General features: G+C 30.4%; 24 protein-coding genes. 18 read left to right on the top strand and 6 right to left on the bottom strand.

What is annotated here, in order from left to right; translation table 11 throughout:
* Nucleotides 1–307: 307 nt before the first annotated feature.
* Nucleotides 308–1,390 carry a GIY-YIG nuclease family protein gene (locus B3040_RS12820; RefSeq protein ID WP_291573893.1) on the bottom strand — a complete coding sequence of 361 codons (1,083 nt, stop codon included), beginning with the start codon at nt 1,388–1,390 and terminating at the stop codon, nt 308–310.
* Nucleotides 1,391–1,543: 153 nt separating this feature from the next.
* Here B3040_RS12820 and B3040_RS12825 point away from each other — a divergent pair, with 153 nt between their 5' ends.
* The 5 genes from B3040_RS12825 to B3040_RS12845 all read left to right on the top strand — a co-directional run bounded on the left by B3040_RS12825 (nt 1,544) and on the right by B3040_RS12845 (nt 5,971).
* Entirely contained in the window at nt 1,544–1,678 is a 135-nt protein-coding gene (locus tag B3040_RS12825; protein WP_291573895.1) for an SHOCT domain-containing protein, read from the top strand.
* Between the two features lie 549 nt (nt 1,679–2,227).
* On the top strand, nt 2,228–4,135 hold the full coding sequence (locus B3040_RS12830) for an endonuclease MutS2 (RefSeq protein ID WP_291573896.1): 1,908 nt from the start codon (nt 2,228–2,230) through the stop codon (nt 4,133–4,135).
* Nucleotides 4,136–4,325: 190 nt separating this feature from the next.
* The gene (locus B3040_RS12835; RefSeq protein WP_291573898.1) at nt 4,326–4,760 is read left to right on the top strand and encodes an N-acetyltransferase; all 435 of its coding nucleotides are present in this window, start codon (nt 4,326–4,328) and stop codon (nt 4,758–4,760) included.
* Between the two features lie 134 nt (nt 4,761–4,894).
* Nucleotides 4,895–5,461 (top strand): hypothetical protein, encoded by a 567-nt coding sequence (locus B3040_RS12840; RefSeq protein ID WP_291573901.1) that lies wholly within the window; start codon nt 4,895–4,897, stop codon nt 5,459–5,461.
* Nucleotides 5,462–5,806: 345 nt separating this feature from the next.
* Nucleotides 5,807–5,971 (top strand): hypothetical protein, encoded by a 165-nt coding sequence (locus B3040_RS12845; protein ID WP_291573903.1) that lies wholly within the window; start codon nt 5,807–5,809, stop codon nt 5,969–5,971.
* 115 nt (nt 5,972–6,086) lie between these two features.
* Here B3040_RS12845 and B3040_RS12850 read toward each other — a convergent pair whose 3' ends face one another.
* Complete coding sequence (locus B3040_RS12850; RefSeq protein WP_291573904.1) at nt 6,087–7,196, bottom strand: DUF4397 domain-containing protein; 1,110 nt, start codon at nt 7,194–7,196, stop codon at nt 6,087–6,089.
* Nucleotides 7,197–7,816: 620 nt separating this feature from the next.
* On the opposite strand from B3040_RS12850, the gene B3040_RS12855 reads away from it, so the two are divergent.
* The 3 genes from B3040_RS12855 to B3040_RS12865 all read left to right on the top strand — a co-directional run bounded on the left by B3040_RS12855 (nt 7,817) and on the right by B3040_RS12865 (nt 11,699).
* A complete protein-coding gene (locus B3040_RS12855) occupies nt 7,817–8,995 on the top strand; it encodes an HD-GYP domain-containing protein (RefSeq protein ID WP_291573906.1) in 1,179 nt (392 codons plus the stop codon).
* A 606-nt stretch (nt 8,996–9,601) separates the two neighbouring features.
* Nucleotides 9,602–11,077, top strand: coding sequence for a protein adenylyltransferase SelO (locus B3040_RS12860; protein ID WP_291573908.1), 1,476 nt, complete (start codon nt 9,602–9,604; stop codon nt 11,075–11,077).
* 283 nt (nt 11,078–11,360) lie between these two features.
* Nucleotides 11,361–11,699 (top strand): arsenate reductase family protein, encoded by a 339-nt coding sequence (locus B3040_RS12865; protein WP_291573911.1) that lies wholly within the window; start codon nt 11,361–11,363, stop codon nt 11,697–11,699.
* A gap of 319 nt (nt 11,700–12,018) precedes the next feature.
* Here the strand turns inward: B3040_RS12865 and B3040_RS12870 are convergent, their stop codons facing one another.
* Complete coding sequence (locus B3040_RS12870) at nt 12,019–12,204, bottom strand: hypothetical protein (protein WP_291573913.1); 186 nt, start codon at nt 12,202–12,204, stop codon at nt 12,019–12,021.
* Between the two features lie 262 nt (nt 12,205–12,466).
* On the opposite strand from B3040_RS12870, the gene B3040_RS12875 reads away from it, so the two are divergent.
* Together B3040_RS12875 and B3040_RS12880 are read left to right on the top strand one after the other, a co-directional pair.
* Nucleotides 12,467–13,231 (top strand): LytR/AlgR family response regulator transcription factor, encoded by a 765-nt coding sequence (locus tag B3040_RS12875; protein ID WP_291573915.1) that lies wholly within the window; start codon nt 12,467–12,469, stop codon nt 13,229–13,231.
* Nucleotides 13,218–14,492: a sensor histidine kinase gene (locus B3040_RS12880; protein ID WP_291573917.1), complete on the top strand. Its 1,275-nt coding sequence runs from the start codon at nt 13,218–13,220 to the stop codon at nt 14,490–14,492. Before B3040_RS12875 ends, B3040_RS12880 begins: the two co-directional genes overlap by 14 nt.
* Here the strand turns inward: B3040_RS12880 and B3040_RS12885 are convergent.
* Both B3040_RS12885 and B3040_RS12890 read right to left on the bottom strand, forming a co-directional pair.
* A complete protein-coding gene (locus tag B3040_RS12885; protein ID WP_017416897.1) occupies nt 14,489–14,635 on the bottom strand; it encodes a hypothetical protein in 147 nt (48 codons plus the stop codon). The two genes, B3040_RS12880 and B3040_RS12885, sit on opposite strands and share 4 nt — an antisense overlap.
* Nucleotides 14,636–14,669: 34 nt before the next feature.
* A complete protein-coding gene (locus B3040_RS12890; protein WP_291573921.1) occupies nt 14,670–15,233 on the bottom strand; it encodes an accessory gene regulator B family protein in 564 nt (187 codons plus the stop codon).
* Between the two features lie 494 nt (nt 15,234–15,727).
* Here B3040_RS12890 and B3040_RS12895 point away from each other — a divergent pair, with 494 nt between their 5' ends.
* Nucleotides 15,728–17,503: an aminopeptidase P family protein gene (locus B3040_RS12895; RefSeq protein ID WP_291573923.1), complete on the top strand. Its 1,776-nt coding sequence runs from the start codon at nt 15,728–15,730 to the stop codon at nt 17,501–17,503.
* A gap of 272 nt (nt 17,504–17,775) precedes the next feature.
* Here the strand turns inward: B3040_RS12895 and B3040_RS12900 are convergent, their stop codons facing one another.
* The gene (locus B3040_RS12900) at nt 17,776–18,132 is read right to left on the bottom strand and encodes an MmcQ/YjbR family DNA-binding protein (RefSeq protein WP_291573925.1); all 357 of its coding nucleotides are present in this window, start codon (nt 18,130–18,132) and stop codon (nt 17,776–17,778) included.
* Between the two features lie 430 nt (nt 18,133–18,562).
* Between B3040_RS12900 and B3040_RS12905 the strand changes: the two genes are divergently transcribed.
* The 7 genes from B3040_RS12905 (at nt 18,563) to B3040_RS12935 (ending at nt 26,778) form a co-directional block, all read left to right on the top strand.
* Complete coding sequence (locus B3040_RS12905; protein ID WP_291573927.1) at nt 18,563–20,101, top strand: PAS domain-containing sensor histidine kinase; 1,539 nt, start codon at nt 18,563–18,565, stop codon at nt 20,099–20,101.
* A 123-nt stretch (nt 20,102–20,224) separates the two neighbouring features.
* Nucleotides 20,225–20,800, top strand: a complete 576-nt coding sequence (pduL, locus tag B3040_RS12910) for a phosphate propanoyltransferase (RefSeq protein ID WP_017416902.1) — start codon at nt 20,225–20,227, stop codon at nt 20,798–20,800.
* Between the two features lie 306 nt (nt 20,801–21,106).
* Nucleotides 21,107–21,676, top strand: a complete 570-nt coding sequence (locus B3040_RS12915; RefSeq protein WP_291573929.1) for a TetR/AcrR family transcriptional regulator C-terminal domain-containing protein — start codon at nt 21,107–21,109, stop codon at nt 21,674–21,676.
* A gap of 64 nt (nt 21,677–21,740) precedes the next feature.
* Entirely contained in the window at nt 21,741–22,619 is an 879-nt protein-coding gene (locus tag B3040_RS12920; protein WP_291573931.1) for a DegV family protein, read from the top strand.
* Between the two features lie 361 nt (nt 22,620–22,980).
* Nucleotides 22,981–23,727 (top strand): nitroreductase family protein, encoded by a 747-nt coding sequence (locus tag B3040_RS12925; protein WP_291573934.1) that lies wholly within the window; start codon nt 22,981–22,983, stop codon nt 23,725–23,727.
* 287 nt (nt 23,728–24,014) lie between these two features.
* Nucleotides 24,015–24,281 carry a metal-sensing transcriptional repressor gene (locus B3040_RS12930; protein WP_026051124.1) on the top strand — a complete coding sequence of 89 codons (267 nt, stop codon included), beginning with the start codon at nt 24,015–24,017 and terminating at the stop codon, nt 24,279–24,281.
* Nucleotides 24,282–24,333: 52 nt separating this feature from the next.
* The gene (locus tag B3040_RS12935; RefSeq protein ID WP_291573936.1) at nt 24,334–26,778 is read left to right on the top strand and encodes a heavy metal translocating P-type ATPase; all 2,445 of its coding nucleotides are present in this window, start codon (nt 24,334–24,336) and stop codon (nt 26,776–26,778) included.
* Nucleotides 26,779–26,832: the final 54 nt, after the last annotated feature.

Consider the following 26,832-nt stretch of genomic DNA (forward strand, 5'->3'; position numbering starts at 1 on the left):
AAATTATTTTACAGACTCAAAAAATAAATAAGTCAGTATGATTGTATATTTTGAGTTATACTGCGTCAACAGAACCCTTAGATAGATCTACTATCTGCTGAACCTGTTTCCTTGTCTGCACAAGCTTGCTTGTGAACTAAAAATATCCTTCACATCTTTGACTTGTTATTTGTTTTCAAATGCTTAATAAGTTTTTAGAAGAGTAATAGTAAGGTTAAGAACTGAAACTCGCATAAATAATATATATTGTTATATTGCTCTATTGTTATAAATATATATTTATAACAATAGAGTAATATTTATATATTTATGACATGGATTTTTCTAGATGTAATTCAATAGCTTCATCTATTTTTGTACTATTGATGGATTTAAGATGTTCATCAGGAATAATTATATACTTACAATTACTAGTCCTTAAATAACTATAAATAATTTGAGCCTCATCAATATCATCTCTAGTAACTTTAATAGAAGAATTAAGAACATCAGCATTAAAGTTAATAAGTATATCATTTTTTAATACTTGAATTAATTCTTTGGTAAGGCTATGAAAAGTATATTTCTTACTGAAGATAACTTTATTTCCTTTGATAAAGAAAGATTTAATTTGATTTTCTTTAAGTGACTCAAGCATCAGAATATTATTATTTGCCTTTGTAAAATCTATAACCTTTTCTTTGTTTATGATAGATTTTATTGCTTCTATACAATCCCTGTATTTTGCAGCAACTTCGAAGTTGAACTCCTCTGATGCCTTATTCATTGCTTCTTCAAGTTCTAAGATCAAAGTATTATCAAGCCCATTTAGTAATCCTATAATTTTTTTTATTATGATGCTATACTGATCTTTAGCCCTGCCACCCATACACATACCAAGGCATAGTCCTAGGGAGTGCTTAAGGCAAGTAGAATTTTTTTTAGTAGGATTACTACAATTTATTTTATAAAACTCCTTTATACCTTCTAAAGCATTTTCTATAATACCTTTTGTTGCATAGGGTCCAAAGTAAAGATTTCTAGGATTTTCATCATTACTATTTGTTACTTCTATCTTTGGATAACTCTCGTCCATAGTTATTTTTATATATGTATAAGCTAAAGGATTTTTCATCAGCTTATTATAGGCAGGTTTCAACTTTTTGATTAATTGGCATTCCAACATAAAGGCTTCAAATTCTGTATCTGTAACTATATAATCAAGGTCCTTTAGATTTTGCACAAGTTTTTCTAGTTTTGAAGAGGAAGGCTTTGATTTGTAAAAGTATGATCTAACTCTGTTTTTTAAATTTTTAGATTTTCCCACATAAATTATAGTGCCTAAGGAATCCTTCATTAGATATACTCCAGGGCAACTGGGAAGATTTTTAACCTTTTCCTTTAGCGTCATAAAAATATCCTTTCTATATACATAGAATTTTAACAAAATAATAAAATTAAAGATAAAGCATAAACAGGATTATGGGTAGCATCTACACCTGTAATTATAGTAGCATTACATAAAATTAACTTCAATGGATTATAGTATTTACCAAAACTTACTTTGAGTAAAATTACATTCAGTGTGACTGATGAAATATTAAAGTTTAAGCAACTTTTAGATATGAGAGCAATAACTCAAGAAGAATTTGATAAGAAGAAAGTTGAATTGATTTCCATATACACTCCTAGCTGTTAAATTCTATAGAGTAGTTGACAATTTATAGTCCTATGTAATAAGATGATAATGATAGGTTTCATTAAAAATAAATGAGGTGCTTTATGAGCGTGTTAGTATCTAAATAGATAAAATTTTATAACTAAATAAGTCTTTGAAAAAGGGGTGTTTTATACCTTTATTTGTCATGGGATTATTTAGTAAAATCTATGAAGATACAATCCGCAAAGTGCTGTATATTAAGAAAGGGTAGTTTATTCTACCTTTTATGAAGTTACGTATTTTTAGCTGTGGTGGTATCCACAGCTTTTTTGTTTTTTGGGAATATTAGGCATTTGAAAATAAATAACAAGTCAAAGATGTGAAGGATATTTTGAGTTAGACAAGGAAGCAGGTTCCGCAGATAGTGGTGCTATCTAAGGGTTCTGCTGACGCAGTATAACTCAAAATAGACAAACAAACTGACTTATTTATTTTTTCAAAATGCCTTAATAGATGAAATCTATCTATAGGGATAGTATCTTCATGAAGTAAAAAGAAAAGAAAAATTCTACATGAGGAGAGAAGATAATGAATACAAATACATTTAATAAGTTACAATATATGGAATTGAAGGAAGTAGTAAAGTCCTATTGTGTAAGTGGGTTAGGAAAAGACTTAATAGATAAGCTTGAACCAAGCACAAGTTTGAAGGTTGTGGATCAAAGACTTAATGAAACAACTGAAGGGCGGGTGCTTCTAGATACTGTTAGTCATATTCCATTAGAGGGAGTATTTAATATAACAAATATTATAGATAGTATGGAAAAAGGAGCAATTTTAGAGCCTGAAGCATTGACCACTCTTTGTAATTTCCTAAGAGGCTGTAGAAAAATTAAGGAATTTATGAAGGGAAAAGAATTTTATGCTCCTACCTTAAGTGCATATGGAGATTCTATTACGGAATTTAAGTCTGTAGAAGAAGAAATTGAGTTTGCAATAAGAGGTAGTGTAGTAGATTCTAATGCCAGTAAAGAACTGAAAAAAATTCGTAGGCATATAGAAGTAACTGAAGGGAAGATACAAGAAAAGCTAGAGAACTTTTTAAAAAGTAGCAACAATAAAACTTATATACAAGATTTTTTCATTAGCAAGAGAAAAGACAGATATACAATTCCTATAAAGTCCACTTATAAAAATTATGTAACAGGAACAATTGTAGAAACCTCCTCTAAGGGGTCTACAGTGTTTATTGAGCCAAGTATTATATCAAAAAATACTTTGGAATTAGTAGAACTAAAATCCGAGGAAGCGCTAGAAGAGTATAAGATATTATCTTATTTAACAGGCTTGATTTTTGATAATATAAGAGCAATAAAAATTAATATTGAGGTAATGGCAGAATATGATATGATTTTTGCTAAAGCTAAATATAGTAGAGAGATTCAGGGAATAAAGCCTAAGCTTAATGACTACGGATATATAGATCTTGTTAAAGGAAAGCATCCTCTATTAAAAGGAGATATAGTGCCTTTAGATTTTAGAATTGGAGTAGATTACAGGGCTTTAATAATAACAGGACCTAATGCTGGGGGAAAAACTGTTGCCTTAAAAACCGTTGGACTTTTAACTTTAGCTGTGCAGTCAGGGTTTCATATTTCAGCTAAAGATGGAACAGAGATGTCTGTTTTTGAGAAGGTTTTCGTGGATATTGGAGATGATCAAAGTATTGAGAACTCCCTTAGTACCTTTTCTTCTCATATTAAGAACTTGGCAGATATTATTAATTGCAGTAATAGGTCTACTTTAATCCTTTGTGATGAAATAGGAAGTGGAACTGAACCAAATGAAGGGGCAGGTCTTGCTATTGCTATTTTGGAAGAATTTTATCATAAAGGGTGTATAATCATGGCAACTACCCATTATGGTGAGATTAAAAATTTCTCTGAGAGTCATAATGATTTTGAAAATGCTGCTATGCAGTTTAAAAGTGATACCTTAGAGCCCTTATATAAATTAATTATAGGAAAATCAGGAGAAAGTAATGCTCTTTGGATATCTAAGAAAATGGGTATAAAAGAGTCTATTCTTGAAAGAGCAAGGCAATATATTGAAAATAAAAGTTACAACTTAGATTTAATAAAGGACAGCAAAGTTAAAAAGAAAAAAGAAGAGGAAGTAATAAGTAACAAGGAAGAGTATGAGTTTAAAACTGGAGATAAAGTTTTTCTTATAGATCATAGCGATTATGGCATTGTTTATGAATCAGTGGATAGATTTAATAATATTAAGGTGTTATACAAAGATAGCTTTGTTGAAGTTAATATAAAGAGACTTAAGCTAGACTTAAAGGCCGAAGAACTATATCCAGAGGGATACGATCTGAATACCTTGTTTGTAAGTTATAAAGAAAGAAAGCTTGAAAGGGATATAGAAAGAGGTTCTAAGAAAGCTCTTAAGCTTATTCAAAAGGAAATGAGAAACAATAGAAAATCTTAAAAATTAAGTTTATTTGTGTACTAAGGGAGATTTATATTTCATTGAATATTCAATGGAGTAAAACGTAAAGTATATATGAGGTTAATCTTAAAGAAGTAGAAATGCTTAGTACAATAATTTAAAGGTTTTGTATTGGTAATAAGCTATTTGGAGCAGTTGATATAAAAAGTTAGTTGAGAGGAATATTATTATGATTAAAAAATTAGCTATAAATGACGATGAAATCAATAAGATAATGGAAATTTGGAAAGAGGCTACCATTAAGGCTCATAATTTTATTTCAGAGGATTATTGGTTAAATAGTTATAATGTTGTAAAAGAAAAATACATTCCCATGGCTGAAACCTATGTTTATTTAGAGCAGGGACAAATACAGGGTTTCATAAGTGTCATAGGCGGAGATTTTATTGGAGCGGTGTTTGTTCATGTAAATTGTCAAGGTAAAGGGATAGGAACTAAGTTAATTGATTATGTAAAATCCATTTATTCAAAGATTAATTTGGCAGTTTATAAGGAAAACTATAAATCTGTAGAGTTTTATAAAAAGGCTGGATTCATAGTTGAAAGTGAAACCATAAATGAAGAAACTAAGAGACCTGAATATATTATGTGTTTTCAAAAGTAGCAGGAATATGAAATTAGGTTTTTAAAAATCTTATTTTGATTTCTTAAGAAATATTTAAGAAATATGATAAGTAATTCTTAAAACCACTCTTTTATAATTATATATATAAAATAATTTAACAAGGGTGGGTTTTAATGAAGAAGGTAAATCTTGCAATAATTACTGTGTTGATTATGTTAGTTGCCATTGTAACTATCTATGAGACAATGTTAAATAATAAGTCACAACAAGGGGATCTAAGGGGAAAAATTTATTCCTATATGATGGATAAGCAAAATCGAATAGAGGTATATGAGGCAGCTATTGACCTAAATGGAGGTAAGTCAGCAAATACCTGTGTATATTTTTTATCAGAGGTTTTAAGAAGAAATGATGTGCAAATATCCAAGGATACAGCTAATACATCCCAAATTTTAAAAAAGCTAAATCAAATGGGATGGAAGAAAGATACTGATTATAAGAATTTACAACCAGGTGATATTGGTTTTACTACAGATGCCGATGGAAATAAAGAGGGTATTCCAACTCATACTTATATTTTTATGGGATGGGTGGAAAAAGGAAATTATGACTTCGCTTATATAGTTGACAACCAAGCAAAGGACTATGATAACAAAATTTATCATATTAGTAATATCAAAAATGTAGGTGAAGCAAATGGTTTTACCAAAGAAGCTTTTAGTTTCTTTATGAGCCCCTAACTGAAAACTAATATTAATTATTTTTTAGTTGTATAAATTTAAGAAGTGATCATAATTTATCAGTAATTATACTATAAGCAGGACTAAAATATAGTTCATAAAGAGCAATAAGAATTTTGCCGAAATTACTTTAATTTACATTGTAAGTTACCTAGTATAATTTCACCTTTTGCCTCATACTTATATAACACCTATTTCTTACGAAGGAGATAGAGATATCTTTTTAAATTAACTTTTAAAGGATTCAATAATATTTTTCAACAATATTATTTTATGAGATAACTTATGTTGAACATAGGAATAATGTAATAGAATTGTAAGGAAACAGTTAATAGGAGGGGTACAATGAGAAGGGTAGATTATAAGAAACTAAGAAAAGACTTGTTAAGTAAAGCAAAAGCATCAGGGATTACACTTCTAGTTATAGTGGTAGAGAATGCGGACGAGGATAAACTTCTTAGTTTATCAGAGGAGTATGGTTTAGATATTTCACAGTATATTACTGAATAAGGGAAATGATTTTGTGGTTTAAATTGGGTATCTCAATGTTTATAAAATACCATAACAACAAAAAAGGAACTACTCATAGTGCTTACTTATGCATTATGAGCAGCTCCTTTTTTATTTAGTCATTATTAAAACCAAAGGATACTATTACAATAGTCATATCAACTATTTTTTTGTTTGGAACTTGTAGGGATGACATAATTTCAAATATCCAAGGATAAAGAAGACTAAGATCTCTTCCAGCCATATTAGCTCGTTTTCTAAGAGTGCCTTTGTATCTATTATGGTTTTTTTGTACATAATCAAGGATTACTCGCACTAGATATTCAGCTACTTTTCTATGAAGACCGAACTTTTCAAGGTCGGAATAAACTACTTCATGTTTGCCGCAAAAATCATCCATAACTTCATCCATATTCTTAGGAGATCTATACATTGCAGTAGTGGTAGTAGTGGTGGTGATTTTATATTCTAGTGGATAATATTCTTCATCAAAGTTAGTAGTTAGAATTCCAGGAGTTCTGTTTACTGTTGCATAAACTTGTAAAGAAGGATCACCTTCTAAATTGCCAAGTACATAAACTGTATAGTAAAAGTTAGGCATAATTTCAACATTGGAGATAGTCATTACTACAGAGGTACTTCCTGTAGGTCTTATTTGTAATGTATAAACTCCTCTTGGGATATTAATGTAATTCGTAACTTCACCAAATTCTACATCTTGGAAGAGCACAGCACCATTTTGGAGCGTTACATCTACAGCTGGTGCGTCTGGAGATAAGTGAACTACCCTTACAAAAGCACCTTGACCTGTTGAAGGGGTTATATCTTCAGGTATAGGTAGCAATCTGAGATCATCCATGCTGCCAATTGCTGCAATAGTAAGTCTTGTTCCACTGGGGACTTCAACATCAGTATCAATAACTGGAGAAGTAGTAGTGCCAGTACCATATACTTTCACATTATAAGTTCCAGCTTGAAGAGGTAAATAACCAGTTGCCTCTGTAAAAGCTAGATTTTCAGCTACTAGGTTATCGTCAACATAGATATCAACTGCAGGAGCATCAGGTGAAGCGTGTAAGATTTTTACATAGGACATGGTGCCTTCAATGGAAGTACCGGTGTTATTATTGGTATCATTATTCATGCCGTTCATAGTGTTATTGTTATTCATATCATCAGAACGATAATATTGATAATGTTGTTTCTCTATTGGATTATTATACATTTTAAGTATCCTTTCATAATATTTACAATTTATAATATTAAGTTTTATTTGAAAGAGTTACTGTATTTAAGCAAAAAACAAGAATTTTCTGTTTTACTATAGAAAAAAGATTAAATCACTATGGGCAGCTGGGGTTATCTTAGTTAGTAAAAGGAAATAAAACATGGATTTGGATGAAGATAAAAGGTTTATTATTTAAATACAACTAAGACTAGTATAAATACCTATGTAAGGCATCTGAAAATAAATAATAAGTCAAAGATGTGAATAATAGTTTGAGTTCACAAGTAAGCTTGTGCCGACAAGGGAACAGGTTCCACAGATGCCAGAGATATCTAAGGGGCCGGTTGGCACAGTAGAATATAAAGTAGACAAGCATACTGGTTTACTTATTTTTGAAGAGGTCTAGGTAGAAATAGCTTATGCTTCAAAATATACTGTGTTTTAAAACATAAAAGAAATTTAAGTAGTAAGCTACATTAACGATAATTTATGTAAGAAGCTTAAAACTAACCGTGTTAGTAATAAGTCCATCATATTAAGGTCAAACATAATACGGGATAAGTTAGTTATGACAAGCTATCTAAAAGAAATTTATAATGATAAAGTGGGGTGTAGTTATGGAGGAGTATAAAGAGATGCAAGAAAATATAACTAATTATGAGATTAAGCACATTAATGAATTAGTTAGTGGGGATATTGTTTTACATCCTATCTATAGAGAAGATGGATTGCTTTTAGTAAATAGATATACTATGTTAACACCTTTGTTGATTAATAAGATGAGATTACATATGAATAATAACTTAAGGGTATTAACAACAGATACAAGGGAAAAATTTACTGATTTTATTAATGGAAAATCATTTATAAGTAAGGACTTTCTGAATAAATTGAAGGAAATTGTTATTGAGTCAAATAAATCTTTTCATTATTCTATAAGTCTAGAAGAATATATGAGTAAAGATATTAAATTTAAAAATAAAGAATCTATTTTAACCACATTATTAAAATCTATGCCTTTGTGGAATAGCATGGAGTCTTACTTAGAGGGAAATACACTTAAGGTTAGAGTAGAAAGTGCTAAGGAAAAATTATTGGAAAAGGTACACAGTGATAAGGTTTTACTTTCATTTATAAATAGAATTAAAGATTATGATGATTTACTTTTGATGCACAGTGTAAATACCTTAGGGATTTCCTTTCTAATAGGAGCTACCTTAGAACTAACAGAGGAGGAACTTGTTCAACTAGGTATTGCGGCTTTGTTTTGCAATATAGGATTTTTAAAGTATGACAATAAAGTTTTTCAAAATTATATAAATAATGGTGAAGAAGCACAACTACAAATTGAACATATTAAGGCTTCCTTAGATATTTTAGGAGAATCAGAGTATTGTAAACAAAAATCAATTTTTTATGGTATCTATGATCACCATGAACATTATTGTGGTGGTGGAGTTCCTAATGGAAAGCAGGGCGACCAGATAAGTTTATTTGGTAAAATACTTAAAATTGCTGTTGAGTATGATGACTCTGTTGGGGGATACTTTGCCAATAGTGGGAAAATATCCTATGAAACTATTAGTATGCTTTTAGATAATAAGGAAGGCTTTTTTGATAATAATATTTTAAAGGTATTTATGTATAGATCAAATTTGTATAAAATTGGCAACCCTATAAGAATATCAATTAATACAAGGGGAGAAATATTAGGATTTACAAACTTTATTAATTATCCAAACAAGCCTATAATAAAACTTAAAGATGGTAGTATTATAGATACTTATAGAAAGTAAACTTTACTGTTAATATGATGAATAACTTAGATGCTTAGTCCTTCTTGACATTGTCGGGGAGGATTTTTCAATGAAAAAAGAGTAGAAACTAAAAAGTTTCTACTCTAAAAATCAAAAGGGGGTAATGTTGTTAAAGATTCTATCATCAAGGGGTTTATATTTATTATTATACAATAATGATTATTAATATCAAGTAGAAAAACATAAAAAAATGAAAGTTTACATTATATTCATAAATTATTTTGATTTATGAATATAAGTATTGATTGGGTTTAGTAATTATAAAATAGTAATTAAATAATGGTTAAATATTATAAGCTATCTTTTAAGAAGTGGAGTTTTAGGCAATTAAAATTAAATATTAAAGTAACAATATCTTTTTAGAAAGGTATAATAAAAATCTCTCAGCAGACAATAAAATAGATATATTTCGTTAGAAAAAAAGTATTACAATTAGCTGGATAAGTTTAGGTTTAAAATAGTTAAATAACTGTAATTAAATAAATAGACAATATGTATTATCAAAAATTACTTATTAAGGCAGAACTTTAATTTACATGTAACAGAAAAGTAAATAAAAAATATAAGATTAAGAAGGGAGATATTATGGTAGAAGGAAAAGGTATAAAAGAAATAGGGTGGAACCTAGATAACAGTTATGCGCGATTACCTGAGAAATTTTTTACTATTGTTGATCCAAACCCTGTTCCATCACCAAAAGTGGTAATAATTAATGACTCCTTAGCATCATCTTTAGGGTTGAAGGTAGATATGCTGCGAAGTAGTGATGGTATAGCTATGTTTTCTGGAAATCAGGTGCCTGAAGGTGGATTACCACTTGCACAAGCTTATGCTGGTCATCAATTTGGGTATTTTACTATGTTGGGTGATGGAAGAGCAATGCTACTTGGAGAGCAAATTACACCCGAAAATCAAAGGTTTGATATTCAGTTGAAGGGATCAGGTAGAACTCCTTACTCCAGGGGTGGTGATGGTAAGGCTGCTCTTGGGCCTATGCTAAGAGAGTATATAATCAGTGAAGCTATGGATGCTCTTGGAATTCCAACTACTCGTAGTTTGGCGGTGGTGACAACAGGAGAAACTATAATACGTGAAACAGAGCTACCTGGTGCAATAATGACAAGGGTAGCTGCTAGTCATCTTAGAGTTGGTACTTTCCAGTATGCTTCAAGGTGGTGTACTGTTGAAGAACTTAAAGCGCTTGCTGATTACACTTTGGATAGACATTTTCCTGAGGCTAAATCTAGTGAAAATCCATATGTTTCTTTATTGAAGAAGGTTGTCAAAGGGCAAGCTAAGCTTATTGCAAAATGGCAACTAGTAGGATTTATTCATGGGGTAATGAATACTGACAATATGGCAATAAGTGGTGAGACTATTGACTATGGACCTTGTGCTTTTATGGATACCTATGATCCAGCAACTGTTTTTAGTTCCATCGATGCTCAAGGACGTTATGCATATGGAAATCAACCAGCAATGGCGGGATGGAATCTTGCTAGGTTTGCTGAAACCTTATTACCACTATTACATCATAATCAAGAAGAAGCACTGAAAATAGCTCAAGATGCAGTTTCAGAATTTGCTGAATTATACCATTCACACTGGATTACTGGAATGAGAGCAAAACTGGGAATCTTTAATGAGGAATTGCAAGATAAAGCTTTAATTGAGGACCTACTAAACATAATGAAAAAGTATGGTGCAGATTATACAAATACTTTCAGGGGATTAACATTAGGCAATTTTGAAGATGTTACATTGTTTGGTACTTCGGAGTTTTCTAAGTGGCATGAATTGTGGAAGGCAAGACTTACAAGACAAGAACACTCAGAAGAATCTTCCTATGAGTTAATGAGAAATAGCAATCCAGCAGTGATTCCCCGTAATCATAGGGTAGAAGAAGCTCTGGAGGCTGCAGTTATAAAGGGAGATTATACTGTGATGGAAAGACTCCTAAAGGTTATTTCTAAGCCTTATGATCATTCAACAAAACAAATAGAGTATTGCACATTGCCAGAGATTTCAAAGCGCCCTTATAGAACATTTTGCGGTACTTAATTAATAAAAACAAAATATAAAAGAAAAAAGTTAATGAACAATTTTAAATCACAGTGATAAAAAGGGCTTAGGCCCTTTTTTATTGCTAAAAATATTTAATTAATAGGATAATTAGTTTATAACTTCCCATAAGTTTTAGTTATAAAAAATCAGGTTTAAATTGAGATTCAATTAAAGAAAGATATGTAGAAGGGTTGTATAGACTTTTTCAATTATGAATACTCAGGTATAATATAAAAATATAATAAAAAATAAAGATTTCAGGTGAAAGGAGTTGCAATTAGTGAATATTCAAATTTTCGGAACAAAAAAGTGTTTTGACACAAAAAAAGCAGAGCGATATTTTAAAGAAAGAAAAATAAAATATCAATTGATTGATTTGAATATAAAAGGATTAAGTAAGGGAGAACTGCAAAGCGTTATAACTTCAGTTGGACTAGAAAAATTAATTAATAGCAAATCAAAGTTATATGAAAAATTAAACTTAAACCATATTAGAAGTTTAGAGATCAAAGGAGAAATATTACTTAATAATCCACTTCTTTTAAACACCCCAGTAGTGAGAAATGGAAAACAAGCTACTGTGGGCTATGAGCCAGAGCTTTGGAAGGCATGGGAATAGCACTAAGATTTCTCTATAGGGAGTCAAATTAAGGATTAAACTTATACAGGAAACCAATATAGGTTTCCTTAAGGCGTTTTGAAGATGAATAAAATAACCTTTTACTAAGGAAGTGAATATTAAAAAGAACTACTTAAGTAATTTCTTAGGTAGTTCTTTAAAATTGGTTACTTGTTATATATTGTAAAAATAATTAAAAATCTATTGATTCATTTCCATATTTTGTGTTATAATAAAGAAGTGGGCAGATTGCAGATTGAGTAATTTGCTTATGATATTAGAAATATTGTGTTTTAATGCAATGGATAACTTGGCAGAGTTATCTATTGTATTTTTTTTTATCAAGGTTTAATGTAATTTCAGAAGAAACCTCATCACCTTTTAAAGTTGTTTTTGATTGAAACAAGCCTTTCATTAGTTCCTGCTTATAGCAAAAGCCCAGTAGCATAGCAACAATTCCTAACATTGTAACACATAGAATAACAATAATAAAATTCAAATTCACAAGACCACACTCCTTTTTATATTTATAGGTGCAATCTGCCCACTTTTATAAAAGCTTAAAAATTATATAGGTCTATAGTTTAATTGTAGCATATAATTTTGATAATATATTTAATGGAGCATAAAACACCTAAAATATGTCATTAATTTTATGCAATTATTTAATTTGATTAATCAAATTATTTAATTTAAAGGAGGTGTTTTCAAATAAATATAGAATAAGTAATTAAATACAAATTTTGGTAAAGGGGCATGATAACTTTATGTACAATATATTAATTTTAGAAGACGATTGTATTCAGTTGAAAACCCTATCAGGTATTATAAAACAATGTGATAAAAGTTACCAAGTATATGAAGCCAATGATATTGCTGAGGCAATTAAAATATCCAAGCAGGTAAAGATTAATCTTTTTTTTATAGATATTAACTTAAAAAATGAATCTGGTCTTAATTTTGCCTATGAAATAAGAAGAATGGATAGCTATGGGCTAACTTGGATAGTTTTTGTAACAATCTATAAAGAATATATGCTTTCGGCCTTTAAGAAAGTTCACTGCTATGATTATATTTTAAAGCCTTACAATAAGGAAAATATTCAAAACTTAACAAAGCGATTGTTGTCAGACAATAGGCAGCAAATTGCTGTTACAGAAATTAAGAAAAAATTTATTATTGTACCTATAAAAAACATACAAGTGAAAATATTTGTTAATGAAGTTATTTTTGTGGAGGTTTTTATTAGAACTTCCATAATTCACACTATTAATGGTTCATTTACCATAGATTATTTATCTCTTAAAAAATTAAACGCTATGATAGACTATGAGGATATACTTCAGAGTCACAGATCTTATTTAGTTAATATAAGATATATCAGCAAAATTGAGAAGACTAATGATAAAACTTCTTATATAATTTACTTTAATAACACTGATAAGACTGCATTATTGGGGTACAGCTTTAAAAAAAATATATTGGATAGATTCAGTGATCCTGTAGGTGGGGAGATAAATGAGCAATTATAAGATATTTATTGTAGTACTTTTAGAAGTAGGTAGTTTTATGTTACTTTGGAATATGTTTAATAGAGACTATGAAAAGACGGTGTTAAAGAGTATCGCCATTGTCTTTTGCACTTCATTAGTAGTTTTAATTACAAATTATATTTATCCTCCTATGCAATTTTTAGTTAATTACTTGTTCTTATTTCTAGCGATTAATTTGGTGTTTAAAAAAATAATGAAGTACTTATTGCTTGAGTTTGGATTGGTTTTAGCGATTTTTGGAATAATGCAACTTACTGTAATAATACTTCTTAGGATATGTATTCCAGCATTTATGGTGAAGGATGATTTTATATATTTACTTGTAGCAAACATAATATGTATGATTTTAAGCTTTTTTATTTCCAGGTATATGACTTACGGAAAGCTAATTATATTATTTAGACAGGGAAGTTTTAAAATATACTTTTTCTCTATAAATCTACTTATGTATATAATTACTGCAAAGTGGATATGGAATTTTAAAAGGTATGAGTTTTTAGATGATATTTCAATATACCTTGTAATTCCTATAGTATTTATTCTGGCAAATTTATTTTTTCTTGAATATCAAATGAAAAATAATGAATTAAAAAAGTCATTAGAAGATTATGAAAAATATTCTCCTGTAATAGCTAAGCTTCTAGAAGATGTAAGAGTAAGACAACATGATTTTAAGAATCATTTAAATACAGTTTATAGCCTTGTTTTAGTTTCAGATGAAAGGAATTTAAAGAGTACTATTACCCAGTATATAGATTGTCTCAATATTTCCTTAGAAAATATTGAAAAGGTGTTGCAGATAGATAATACAGTAGTAACAGCTGTAATCTATAATAAAATAAATGAAGCTTCGAAGAATAATATTGAGTTTAGATATAGTATTCAAAAGAATTTAAAGTTTCCTTATAGAGATTATGAGCTTTCAGAGATTCTTAATAATCTTTTAGATAACGCTTTTGATGCTGTTACAAATTCGAAAAGTGATAAAAGAAAAATATTTTTAAATATTGGATATCTTGAGGAAAACTGCATTATAGAAATGGGAAATACTGGGGAAAGGATAGAGTTTAATGATATTTCAAAAATTTTTGATGCAGGATATACTACAAAAATAGGAGAAAATCGAGGATATGGTCTTTATAATGTGAAAAGAATAGTTGAGTCCTATGGTGGTAGAGTTCAACTATCCTTTGAAAATAACTATACAATTTTCAGCATAAAGTTATCAGAGGCTACCTAAAATTCATCCTTTAAACATTCTGGAATTTCAGGCTCCCCAAGGAAAAGAAAAGATCCATACCAAGGAAACACCAAGGCAGTTACTGTAAGACAAAGTGTACACAACATATTTTTCCCTTTAAAACTGTTAAATAAATTTTTCATAATACCCTCCTTATAGAATAAATTAATTATTTGGTTATAGCTTCGGCTTTTTTATCAGTACAAGTTGAACGCTTTGCAGCAATATAGTACTGAAGCCGCAGTTAACATAAGCAGTGTTTTTTAAAGACAATAGGATAATGGTCCATATAGCTATAGATGAAGCTGCTATAATCTTATATTGCAGCTTTTTTTTCTTATCTTTTATTGGTCTTCGTACACTACACATTGGAGCTTTCAATGAAACTATTAAAAAGCTAGCTATACCAGCAAAAAGGTAGTATGTCCTTGGGAGTTGTGGTATTAAAGGAGCTATCATGCTGGTGAAAATAAACATTGCAGTAGTTAAAAGTAAACAATTTAAGGCACCTTTTAGATGGATTCCTCCAGCAAATACTCTTGTAGACATTAATACTAGCAAGGAAAAAAAGAATAACTTTTCCTTATGGATTATATTAAAAAATAGCACTAAAAAAATAATTTTAAATCCCTCGCCTAGAAGTATACTTAGGCCATATTGTATTCTTCCACGGTCTTTTGCATTATTGTAGGTTTCGGTACAAATAAAGGAGGTCAGTTGTGAAGCTAATTTATCCACCATATCTCATACACCCCTAAAAGTGAAAATAATTTAAACTATCATTACATTTAGTAAAAAGGATTTGTTTATGTAATGATATGATTCGGAAATTATATTTATTACAGTTTAAGCTTACATTTCTAAAAGTTTAAAGAAACTATCTAATGAAAATAAATAATTTTAAAATATATAAGTTGCAACAGTATTTCTACAATAATCAATAAATTAAAAACAGCTTATATGAGAGAGAATGAAAAAGCAGACTTATTGTTTGTGTAGTTTCTTTATTTCATTCTATGTAGTAAAAATCATTATAAATCAAATGTGTTTTTGGTGAAAAATATTTTTCATATATGAATTATAAGGTAATTTGTGATATGATATTCATGAAGAAGAAAAAATGCAATATAGTTATGAAAAGCGAAACGTAAGGTAATAGAAGTTACTGTTTTAGCTTAGAAAGTATAACTACACAACTAAAATAAAATCAATTAGTTTTAAGGAGGACATGGGATATGGAGATTAAGGAAAGGATATCAAAGCTAAGAGAATTAATGGTGCAAAGTAATGTGGATGCTTATATTGTACCAAGTCAAGACCCTCATTTAAGTGAATACGTTGGTGAACATTTTAAATGCAGAGCATGGATAAGTGGGTTTACTGGGTCAGCTGGGACTGCAGTATTTACAAAAGAAAAAGCAGGATTATGGACCGATGGAAGATATTATATTCAAGCAGAAAAACAACTTAAAGGTACTGGCATAGAGTTGTTTAGAGCAGCAGAAATTGGAGTTCCTAGCTATACACAGTGGTTACAAAGTGAGCTAAAAGAAAATAATATTGTAGGATTTGATGGAATGGTATTTTCAACATCTTTTGCTGAGAAGATGGAGAAGGATTTATGGAGTAAAGGAATAAGAATAAATAGTGATTTAGATTTAATAAGTCCAATATGGACAGATAGACCAGAGATCCCATCTGATGAAATATTCCTTCACCACACAAAATATTGCGGTAAAAGTAGAAATGAAAAAGTTTCTCAAGTAAGAGAAAAAATGAGTAAAAGTGGAGCAAATTATTATTTGGTTTCTTCATTAGATGACATTTGTTGGCTTTTAAATATTAGAGGGAATGATGTGTCAAACAATCCTTTTGCAACAGCGTACTGTCTTGTTGGGGAAAGAGAAACTTTTCTATTTATCAATAAAAACAAAGTAAACAGCAGTGTGGAAAGAGAATTAATGCAGAGTAATGTTTTTGTTAAAGATTATGATGAGATTTATAACTCTCTCAAGGAGTTAGAGGATACTTCAGTAATTATACTAGATTATGATATGGTTAATTATAGCTTGGTTGAGAGTATAAATAAAAAAGTTAAAAAGATTCATCGCCCTAACCTAACAACTAGGATGAAAGCTATAAAGAATGATGTGGAAGTGCAAAATATTAAAGATGCATATATAAAGGATGGGGTTGCTTTAGTCCAACTTTTCAGATGGATTAGAGATAATGTTGAAAATATTACCGAAATTGATGTGGTAAAAAAAGCTGAAGAATTTAGAAGAAATCAACCACTATCTATGGGACCAAGCTTTGATAGTATAGCAGCCTATAAAGAAAATGCAGCAATGATGCACTACAATCCCTATAATGAAGAAACACCTAGATATTTAAAAGAAGAAGGGTTTTTCCTCTTAGATTCTGGTGGACAATATCTTAATGGAACTACTGATATTACGAGAACTATATCCTTAGGAAAGCTAACTGATGAAGAAAGAAGAGATTTTACTTTAGTATTGAAATCAGTTATAGCTCTTTCCACAATAAAGTTCCTATATGGTGCTACAGGATCAAATTTAGATATACTAGCTAGAAGACCACTGTGGGAATATGGTATTGATTATAAATGTGGCACAGGTCATGGCATAGGATTTTTTTCCAATGTCCATGAACAACCTCAACGTTTTAGCCAGGTTCCCAACAACATTAAGTTGGAAAAAGGGATGATGATAACCATAGAGCCAGGGGTTTATAAGGAAGGAAGACACGGGGTTAGAACAGAGAATACTGTGGTAGTTGTAGAGGATGAAAAAACGGAGTTTGGCCAATTCATGCGCTTTGAAGAGCTATGTTATGTACCAATCGATAGAAGTGCAATACTTCCTGAAATGCTTACAGAGTTTGAGAAAGAATGGTTAAATAATTATCATGATAAAGTATTTAAAACCCTTTCGCCATATTTGGATGAAAATTGCAAGCAGTGGCTCTTGAGGGAAACTGAAAAGCTATAGTTTATTGTAGCATTTTTGGTACTAGTTCGGTTATACTTAGTGAAGTCTTGAACTTAGAAGAGAACAAAGACTTAATGAAATACAAGAATCATAGGATCAAGAAGGCATAAATATTAATTTTGTGCCTTCTTGATTTTTTACCTAGTAGTTAACATACCAGGATATTAATAATTTTAGACCATGTTAAGTGGAGTAAAATAATTTTAAATAAAGTTTTTAGAATAAATTAAACAAGAGAGCAGATTTCTTAAAATATAAGAGAAATCTAAATTTTATGTCTCAAGTATTTCCTTTTGTAGTCTTTTTGATAAGCTATTAAATACAATATCATAGGAGATATCTATAAGGTGTTCAATGAATTCATCTGCTAAGGAGCCGTCAATGGTTAGTGTATTCCAGTACTTTTTATTCATATGATAGCCAGGGGTAATTGAAGGATAATCAAACCTTAAACATTGAGCCATATAGGGATCACACTTTAAGTTTAGTTGTAAGGGGTTACTGCTTAATCTAATTAAGGCAAAAATTTTAGAACCAACTCTAAAAACAAGCGTTTCGCTATCAAAAGGAAAATCACTGGTTGAGGATTTTTTTGATTCACAATATTTTTTCAATGTTTCTACATTCATTTATAGTCACCACCCAGTAAATATTTTATATATAAAATTATACAACAGTTCTAATATCAATAATAAGTTTTAATCACGTAAACTTATAGAAATAGTAAAAAGTTAATTAAACTTACATATATTTTATAGAGTAATCATAAATCAATAGAGAGTGTTTAAAATTTTATTTACCGAATATTGCTAAAGTTCCACATTATTTATTTAAAATAAAGTTAAAAATGTAGTTTAATTAGCTTCTGTTATAAATAACTTGCTTTCATATTATGGTTATTAAATAAGCTATTTTAATTATATAAATAGTTTTTATTTATAATTCAGTGGTTATGTTAAATTATTATAGTTACTGTATAGGAAAAATGTAGAAAAATGTGGTAAAATGGTAGGGGGTAAAATATAAATTCGAATTATACTGCGGGTGGGGGATATCCTTATGAATGAAGTAGCCTTTTTAGGTGATCTAAAATCACAATGGTATATTGAAGTGTATAACGGAAAAGTTGTGGAGATAAGTGAAAGTTTTATAGAAGCTACACAATATTCAATTAATGAGTTTTTAGGAAAGAGTTTTGAAGAACTAATTAGAAAATTAAGAGTTGGTCCAAAGAGTAATTTAGAACAGTTAGAGAAAAATGTAAATTATTTTTTTTTCACCAAATCCTTTGAAGTTAGATTTATTAAGATACAACTATTAGAAGTTAAGGATAATAAGACTTATATTATAAGAGAGAAATGTAACTCTAGTTTAGATGATAAGTTTATCTTTGCTAATAAATTAGCTGAGGATAATCATTTTGGTATTGGTATTTTTGCGTTGCCAGATGTAATTTTGCTTAAGTCTAATGAGAAGTTTCTAAACTTTTTTGATGAACCTTATAATAAAAAAGAAAACTGCATTGGAAAATCTGTCAGTGAATTTGTTACTGGTTTTATAGGAAGTGCATCAGAAAAGATATGGCAAAAAATTATTGATACCGGGGAAACTTATAATATTGATGAATATATGTATGATAGATTTAATAGGGGTGTAACCTATTGGAAAAGTACGCTTACACCAATCCATGAAGATGGTAAGTTAAGATATTGTATTGAAATGACTACAGACATAACTGAACAAGTTATGCATAGGAAGAAGATAGAAGAACAGTCAAGGGTTATAGAAGAACAAAAGAGAGCTTTAGAAAAGGCTTTAGAAATGAAAGATGAGTTTCTTTCAATAATCTCTCACGAATTTAGAACACCTTTAAATGTGATAAGTGCAGCGATACAAGCTATGAATTATATTTGTTCAAATGAGCTTTCAGAGAAGGCCACTAGATATGTAGATATTATAAAGAAGAACAATTTAAGGCAGTTAAGATTAGTAAACAACCTTTTAGATATTACTCGTGTTAATGCTGGAACCATAAAGGTTTATAAAAGAAATTTAGATATAGTTTCTCTTACTAGATCTATAGTGGAGTCTGTACAGTTGTATGCGAAACAAAAGGAAATTAAATTATCCTTTAATTATTTCTTGGCAAGTAAGGTAACAGCAGTAGATGCTGAAAAGTATGAGAGAATATTATTAAATTTACTTTCAAATGCCATTAAGTTTACTCCAAAAGGAAAAACCATAGATGTTTGCCTTGAGTTTATTAAAAAAAGTGTAAAAATCCAAGTTAAAGACACTGGAATTGGTATACCCAAAGATAAAATAGATCTAATTTTTGAGAGATTCGGGCAAGTCGATAGCTCACTATCACGTAAGGCAGAAGGTATTGGTATAGGTTTATCCCTAGTGAAAAACTTTGTAATAGCACTAGGTGGAACTATAAAAGTTAAGAGCAGTATAGGAAAAGGTACTATTTTTACTATAACAATTCCCGATGAAAAAAAATTAGAAGAGAAAGAGGCGATAGAAAGAAGTGAATTGTTAGATAATCGCGTGACAGATGTTACTGCAGTAGAGTTTTCAGATATCTATTTTTGATTAGAATTCATTGTTTTTGCACATAATATATAAAATATTTACAATAATAAACTTAGGGATTTGATTTACTTTGATAAAGGGATTATAATATATGTGAAATTAAACCAAGGGAGGAAAGCTATAATGGAAAAGAAAATGGTACCAGTAGGGTTATCAAACAAACACATTCACTTAAGTCAAGAGCATTTAGATATTTTATTTGGAGAGGGTTATGAATTAAAGAAGTTCAAAGACTTATCCCAACCAGGTCAATATGCTGCAGAAGAAAAAGTAGATGTTGTGGGTGTAAAAGGAACTTTAAAAGGAGTAAGAATACTAGGACCAGTTAGAAAAGAGACACAAGTTGAGGTTTCTTTAGCAGATGGTTTTGTATTAGGAGTAATCCCACCAGTTAGAGATTCGGGGGATCTAATAGATAGTCCAGGAGCAAAAATTGTTGGACCAAAGGGTGAAGTTGTAATAGAAAAGGGTATTATTGCAGCTGCAAGACATATACACATGCATACTTCTGACGCTGAAAACTTTGGAGTTGTAGATAAAGAAGAGGTTAGTGTTAGAGTTGAAGGTAAAAGAGGATTAATATTTGAGAATGTATTAGTAAGAGTTAATAAGGATTATGCTCTTGAAATGCACGTGGACATAGAAGAAGGTAATGCTGCAGGGCTTAAAAATGGAGCAGTAGTAGAATTAATAAAATAGAACATAATACTTGAAGATAAAATTGAGGATACCTATGACAAAGGTATACCTCAATTTTTTTATTAAAGATGTAACTTAGTGGAATATGATTATGCTTTTTTATTTATATTTTACAAAAAATTCTTACCTTAAGGATATGAAGAAAGAGTATTCAATTATTTAATAAGGGAAATTAAATTGTATTCAAAATTTTAAAGTCTAATGATAATATATAAGTTATATGAATTTGATTATGTTGAATAATAATTAGAGCATTAATTTATTTAGAAAGTAAGGGGATAAAGATTATATCCAAAAGGTGAGTGAATGAATAAAGAAAACAATAGTACAAAAAAGAAGTTGGCAGAAGCGTTAAAACAACTTATGAGCGAGAAGCCCTTTGAGAAGATTAAAATTCAAGAAATTGCAGACTTATGTCAAATGAATAGACGAACATTTTATTATCATTTTAAAGATATTTTTGAATTGTTGGATTGGTTTTATCATGAAGAGACCATGAAGCAGTTAGAAATAAATAGTACATATGAAACATGGACTAATGAGTTATTATATTTATTTCACTATATTGAATCAAATAAAAAGGTGACTTTGTGCGTGTTCAAGTCTTTAGGGAGACAATATCTTGAAGATTTTATGTATAAAAGTGTTTTTCGTGTAGTTAAAAACATTGTTTATGGAATGGCAACAGATTTAGAAGTTAAGGAGAATGAAAAGGATTTTATAGCACATTATTATACGGTGTCTTTGTTAGGTGTGATGACACATTGGATTCAAGCCGATTTCACACCAACACCTACAGAGATAACAAATATGACAAGTCTTACTATTCAAGGAACAATGAGAGGCGCGTTAGAGCGTTTTTCACAAAATCAGTAATTTGTGTATATACGATTAATGCAAGTAGATGATATAATTTCCTTATATTTAGGAGGGAATTATAGTGCAGGATTATATAATTGTTACAGATGCAACATGTGATTTATCAGTAGATATTATAAAAAGCTTAGGTGTCATTGTTTTACCTATGGAGTTTATTATAGATGATAAGAGCTATAGTCATCATCCTGATGAAAGAGATATGAGTTTTCATGATTTTTATAGTTACTTAAGAATTGGTAAAATGTCTACCACTTCGCAGATTAATTACAATACCTATAGGTCTGTTTTTAGTGATATTTTAAATCAGGGAAAGGATATTCTATACATTTCATTTTCATCTGGGTTGAGTGGAACCTATAATGCCTCTAGATTAGTGATAAATGAATTGGAAGAGGAGTTCCGAGATAGGAAAATCCTAAGCGTAGATTCTTTAAGTGCTTCCATAGGTGAGGGGCTTGTAGTTTATCTAGCTGCGTTAAAAAAACAGCAGGGATTTTCTTTAGAAGAATTGATTCAGTGGATAGAATATACGCGTTTTCAAGTGTGCCATTGGTTTGCGGTTGATGACCTAGAGCACTTAAAACGTGGAGGTAGAATTAATGCTGTACAAGCTTCAGTTGGAAGTATTTTGAACTTAAAACCTATATTGAGTGTAAATAGAGAAGGAAAGTTGGTTACTATAGCTAAGGTTAGGGGTAAAAAGAAAAGTTATCAATACTTAATAGAAAAATTGAAGGATGATGGCATAGATACTAATAGCCAGAATATTATAGTGGGACATGCTGATTGTGAGGAAGATGCTATTTGTTTGAAGGGTATGATTTTAAAGGAAGGCTTAGCTAAGGATGTTTTAATAAGTAATATTGGACCTATTATTGGAACTCATACTGGTGCAGGAATGTTAGCAGTGACCTTTATAGGAAAGCGTCAAGATAATTAGAGGTTTTGGAGTAAACTGCTTAAGATAGTAAACTAAATAATTTTACAAGAGGTTTTTCTATAATAATTTTAAATTATGAAATAGGCATATGTGTGAAAAAATATATAGTTAAATTAGAAATAAACTAATTCAGAAGTCTAACATTTAAAGTTAATTTTATATGTTAGACTTTTTATTTGCGCTATTTTTGGTGTTTTACACCAATAAAGATATACAAAAGCTAGTAAGTTATTTCAGTAATGTAATTTTAATTTTTTATTTGGATATTATGGTATATAATTATAAATAAGGTTGTTATGAATATGTTTTTTAAACCGGGGCTAACTACCAAAAAATAAATTATAATATGGGAGATTATGTTATGAATGAAGTTTTACAACAAATAAAATGTAGAAAATCTATGAGAGTATTTGAAGATAGACCTATTGAAGCTGTGTTAAAAAAAGAAATTCTAAATGCTGCCTTTGAAGCTCCAACGGCTGGTGCAATGATGCTCTATAGTATACTAGACATTACCGATGAAACATTAAGGAAAAAATTATCCATAGAATGCGATAATCAACCTTTTATTGCTGACTCTCCTTTAGTACTTATATTTCTTGCAGACTACCAAAGGTGGTACGATGCTTTTGAATTAGAAAAGTGTAATCCAAGAACACCGGGGGAGGGAGATATCCTTCTTGCATGTGCTGATGCTATAATTGCAGCTCAAAATACTGTAGTCGCTGCTGAATCTTTAGGAATTGGTTCATGCTATATTGGAGATATTATTGAGAATTGTGAAACTATTAGAGAGTTACTAAACCTTCCAGAGTATGTTTTGCCTGCAGCTATGGTGGTTTACGGATATCCAACTGAAGCACAAAAAATCAGAAAAAAACCTGTGCGTTTTGAAGAGCAGTATATAGTCTATGAAAATAAGTATCGCAGACTATCAAGAGAAGAACATATACAGATGCATGAAGGAAGAAATGAAAAGGCAGGGGTAGTTAATAAAAATGTTAGTGAAGGGATCAAAGCTCTTTGCAATCGTAAGTATATGTCTGATTTTTCCTTAGAAATGAATAGATCAGCAGGGGAATATCTTAAGAAGTTTAGAACAGAATAATGTAGTTTACTAACTTATAAGTGATAATTAAAAAAATGAAAGAGGCGAGAAAGTGACTACTTCCTTGCCTTTTTTTAGTTGAATGAATAAGTTGTACGGTTACTGAAACATACCCCTAGGGGGTGTAAAATGGTGCAATTCGTAGATATAATGTAAAAAACAAAGATAATTAGGGAAAAACTTCTTTCTATAAGAATTTTCATATATTGACTTATTAGAACATGGAGAGTATTATTAATTTACAGACACCCCCCAAGGGGGTGGTAATAATGAATGTAGGTGATAAAATGAATAACGAAAAAAAGAAAGCACTTCAAGCATTGAAAACATCTAGAGGACAAATTGAAGGAATTATTAAGATGTTAGAAGATGAAAGATATTGCGTTGATATATCAAATCAAATAATTGCTGCTCAAGGACTTTTAAAGAAAGCAAACTTGTTAATTTTAGAGCAACATATAAATCATTGTGTAAAAGATGCCATTATAAATAACGATGGCAGTGAGAAAGTAGAAGAAATAATGAGTATTATTGCTAAGCTAACAAATAGATAAGAAGTTAGCTATTTAATAACTAAGAGATTTTGAATTAAGAGGGAGGGGCAAAATGATTGAAAAAACTATAAAGATTGAAGGTATGACTTGCGCTTCTTGCGCTAAAGCTGTTGAAAGAGCAGCTAAGAAGTTAGATGGTGTAAGTGAAGCATCAGTAAATTTCGCAACGGAAAAGCTTACTGTAAAGTTTGATGGATCAAAGTTATCTTTGATAGAGTTAAATAGTGCTATTGAAAAAGCTGGCTATAATGCAGTTAATGAAGAAAGCAGTAAATCTTTTAAAATAGAGGGTATGACTTGTGCATCTTGTGCAAAGGCAGTAGAGCGAGCAGTAACAAAGATTGATGGAGTTAATGAGGCTAGTGTTAACTTTGCAACTGAAAAATTGAGTGTAGCTTTTGAATCTTCAAAGGTTAGAATATCAGATATAAAGAAAAGTGTAGAAAAAGCGGGTTATAAAATTGTAGATGAAGAAGTTACAGTGGATACAGACAAAGTAAAAAAAGAAGAAGAGATGAAAGCTTTGTGGAAAAGATTTGTGATTTCAGCAGTATTTACTATCCCTTTATTAATTGTAGCAATGGGACCTATGGTTGGGTTGAAGCTACCAGAAATAATAGATCCTAAAACTAATGCTGTAAACTTTGCTATTTTACAGATTATTCTTGCTACACCAGTTGTTATGGTTGGAAATAAGTTTTTTAAAGTAGGGTTTAAAACCTTAGTAAAGGGTAGCCCTAATATGGATTCATTAATTGCCATAGGAACCTCAGCATCCTATTTGTATAGCGTATTTGGAGTATATAAGATTTTAATTGGAAATCATCACTACACTCACAATCTATACTTTGAATCGGCAGGGGTCATACTAACATTAATTACTCTTGGAAAGTATCTTGAATCGGTTACAAAAGGAAAGACTTCTGAGGCTATAAAAAAGCTCATGGGATTGGCACCGAAAACTGCTACTATAATCAAAAATAATAAGGAAGAAATAGTTCCTATAGATGACGTGGAAGTTGGCGATGTAATTATCGTAAAGCCAGGAGAAAAGCTACCTGTTGATGGAGAAGTTGTTGAAGGAAGTACATCTATTGATGAATCTATGCTTACAGGAGAAAGTATACCTGTAGAAAAGAATGTTGGATCCAAGGTTATAGGTGCAAGTATAAATAAGGCTGGGTTTATTAAGTATAAAGCTACAAAAGTTGGCAAAGATACGGCTTTAGCTCAAATTGTAAAGCTGGTTGAGGAAGCTCAAGGGTCAAAGGCACCTATTGCAAAAATGGCGGATGTTATTTCTGGGTATTTCGTACCAGTAGTAATTGTACTTGCAATTATTTCGGCCCTTGCTTGGTATTTTTCAGGGCAAACAGGAACTTTTGCACTAACAATATTTATATCAGTTCTTGTAATTGCGTGTCCATGTTCTCTAGGACTTGCAACCCCTACTGCTATAATGGTGGGTACTGGCAAGGGTGCGGAATATGGAGTTTTAATAAAAAGTGGTGAGGCTCTTGAAACAGCACATAAAATTAAAACTATAGTATTTGATAAAACTGGTACAATTACTGAAGGTAAACCAAAGGTAACTGATATTGTTACAGTACAAGGTATAGATGAGAACTATCTTTTACAACTTGCTGCAAGTTCAGAAAAAGGATCTGAACACCCTCTTGGGGAAGCTATAGTTAAAGCGGCAGAAGAAAAGAATTTAGAAATAAAAAAAGTAGAAGGATTTAAGGCAATCCCTGGACAGGGAATACAGGTTGTAATTGATGGAAAGCAAATATTACTCGGAAATAGAAAACTTATGGATGAGAGTAATATATCCTTAGATAATCTAGAAGAAACCTCAAATAGACTAGCAAATGAAGGAAAGACACCAATGTATGCTTCAGTAAATGGTAAGATTAATGGAATAGTTGCAGTTGCTGATACTGTAAAGGCAAGCAGTAAAAAGGCTATAGAAAAACTTCATAAAATGGGTATAGAAGTAGCAATGATTACAGGAGACAATAAGAGAACTGCAGAAGCAATAGCTAAGCAGGTTGGAATAGATGTGATACTTGCAGAAGTATTACCCCAGGATAAGGCAAGTGAAGTAAAAAAACTTCAAGGAATGGGCAAGAAAGTTGCAATGGTTGGAGACGGTATTAATGATGCACCAGCCCTTGCACAAGCAGATGTTGGTATTGCTATAGGCTCTGGTACAGATGTAGCTATAGAATCAGCTGATATAGTTTTAATGAGAAGTGACCTTATGGATGTTCCCACAGCAATTGAGCTAAGTAAAAAGACAATAAAAAATATTAAAGAGAATTTGTTCTGGGCTTTTGGTTATAATACTCTTGGTATTCCAATAGCTATGGGAATATGGTATATCTTTGGAGGCAAGCTTCTTGACCCAATGATAGCAGGTGCTGCAATGAGTTTTAGTTCAGTTTCAGTTCTTCTAAATGCTTTAAGACTCAAAGGTTTCAAACCACTTAATTAATTAAGCTTTAAAGGCGTGGAAGTAAAGGTTCTTAAAACTAGAATTCTAGGTGTA

It is taken from the genome of Clostridium sp. UBA4548, from assembly GCF_002387895.1.
Classification (GTDB): domain Bacteria; phylum Bacillota; class Clostridia; order Clostridiales; family Clostridiaceae; genus Clostridium_J.

Bases quoted from the DNA above. Each gene is read 5' to 3' on its own strand.
- B3040_RS12915 (WP_291573929.1), top strand. From the start codon at position 21,107: ATGAATAAAGAAAACAATAGTACAAAAAAGAAGTTGGCAGAAGCGTTA.
- B3040_RS12860 (WP_291573908.1), top strand. From the start codon at position 9,602: ATGGTAGAAGGAAAAGGTATAAAAGAAATAGGGTGGAACCTAGATAAC.
- B3040_RS12925 (WP_291573934.1), top strand. From the start codon at position 22,981: ATGAATGAAGTTTTACAACAAATAAAATGTAGAAAATCTATGAGAGTA.
- B3040_RS12875 (WP_291573915.1), top strand. From the start codon at position 12,467: ATGTACAATATATTAATTTTAGAAGACGATTGTATTCAGTTGAAAACC.
- B3040_RS12845 (WP_291573903.1), top strand. From the start codon at position 5,807: ATGAGAAGGGTAGATTATAAGAAACTAAGAAAAGACTTGTTAAGTAAA.
- B3040_RS12840 (WP_291573901.1), top strand. From the start codon at position 4,895: ATGAAGAAGGTAAATCTTGCAATAATTACTGTGTTGATTATGTTAGTT.
- B3040_RS12895 (WP_291573923.1), top strand. From the start codon at position 15,728: ATGGAGATTAAGGAAAGGATATCAAAGCTAAGAGAATTAATGGTGCAA.
- B3040_RS12935 (WP_291573936.1), top strand. From the start codon at position 24,334: ATGATTGAAAAAACTATAAAGATTGAAGGTATGACTTGCGCTTCTTGC.
- B3040_RS12890 (WP_291573921.1), bottom strand. From the start codon at position 15,233: ATGGTGGATAAATTAGCTTCACAACTGACCTCCTTTATTTGTACCGAA.
- B3040_RS12820 (WP_291573893.1), bottom strand. From the start codon at position 1,390: ATGACGCTAAAGGAAAAGGTTAAAAATCTTCCCAGTTGCCCTGGAGTA.
- B3040_RS12850 (WP_291573904.1), bottom strand. From the start codon at position 7,196: ATGTATAATAATCCAATAGAGAAACAACATTATCAATATTATCGTTCT.
- B3040_RS12880 (WP_291573917.1), top strand. From the start codon at position 13,218: ATGAGCAATTATAAGATATTTATTGTAGTACTTTTAGAAGTAGGTAGT.
- B3040_RS12855 (WP_291573906.1), top strand. From the start codon at position 7,817: ATGGAGGAGTATAAAGAGATGCAAGAAAATATAACTAATTATGAGATT.
- B3040_RS12905 (WP_291573927.1), top strand. From the start codon at position 18,563: ATGAATGAAGTAGCCTTTTTAGGTGATCTAAAATCACAATGGTATATT.
- B3040_RS12885 (WP_017416897.1), bottom strand. From the start codon at position 14,635: ATGAAAAATTTATTTAACAGTTTTAAAGGGAAAAATATGTTGTGTACA.
- B3040_RS12930 (WP_026051124.1), top strand. From the start codon at position 24,015: ATGAATAACGAAAAAAAGAAAGCACTTCAAGCATTGAAAACATCTAGA.
- B3040_RS12835 (WP_291573898.1), top strand. From the start codon at position 4,326: ATGATTAAAAAATTAGCTATAAATGACGATGAAATCAATAAGATAATG.
- B3040_RS12900 (WP_291573925.1), bottom strand. From the start codon at position 18,132: ATGAATGTAGAAACATTGAAAAAATATTGTGAATCAAAAAAATCCTCA.
- B3040_RS12830 (WP_291573896.1), top strand. From the start codon at position 2,228: ATGAATACAAATACATTTAATAAGTTACAATATATGGAATTGAAGGAA.
- pduL (WP_017416902.1), top strand. From the start codon at position 20,225: ATGGAAAAGAAAATGGTACCAGTAGGGTTATCAAACAAACACATTCAC.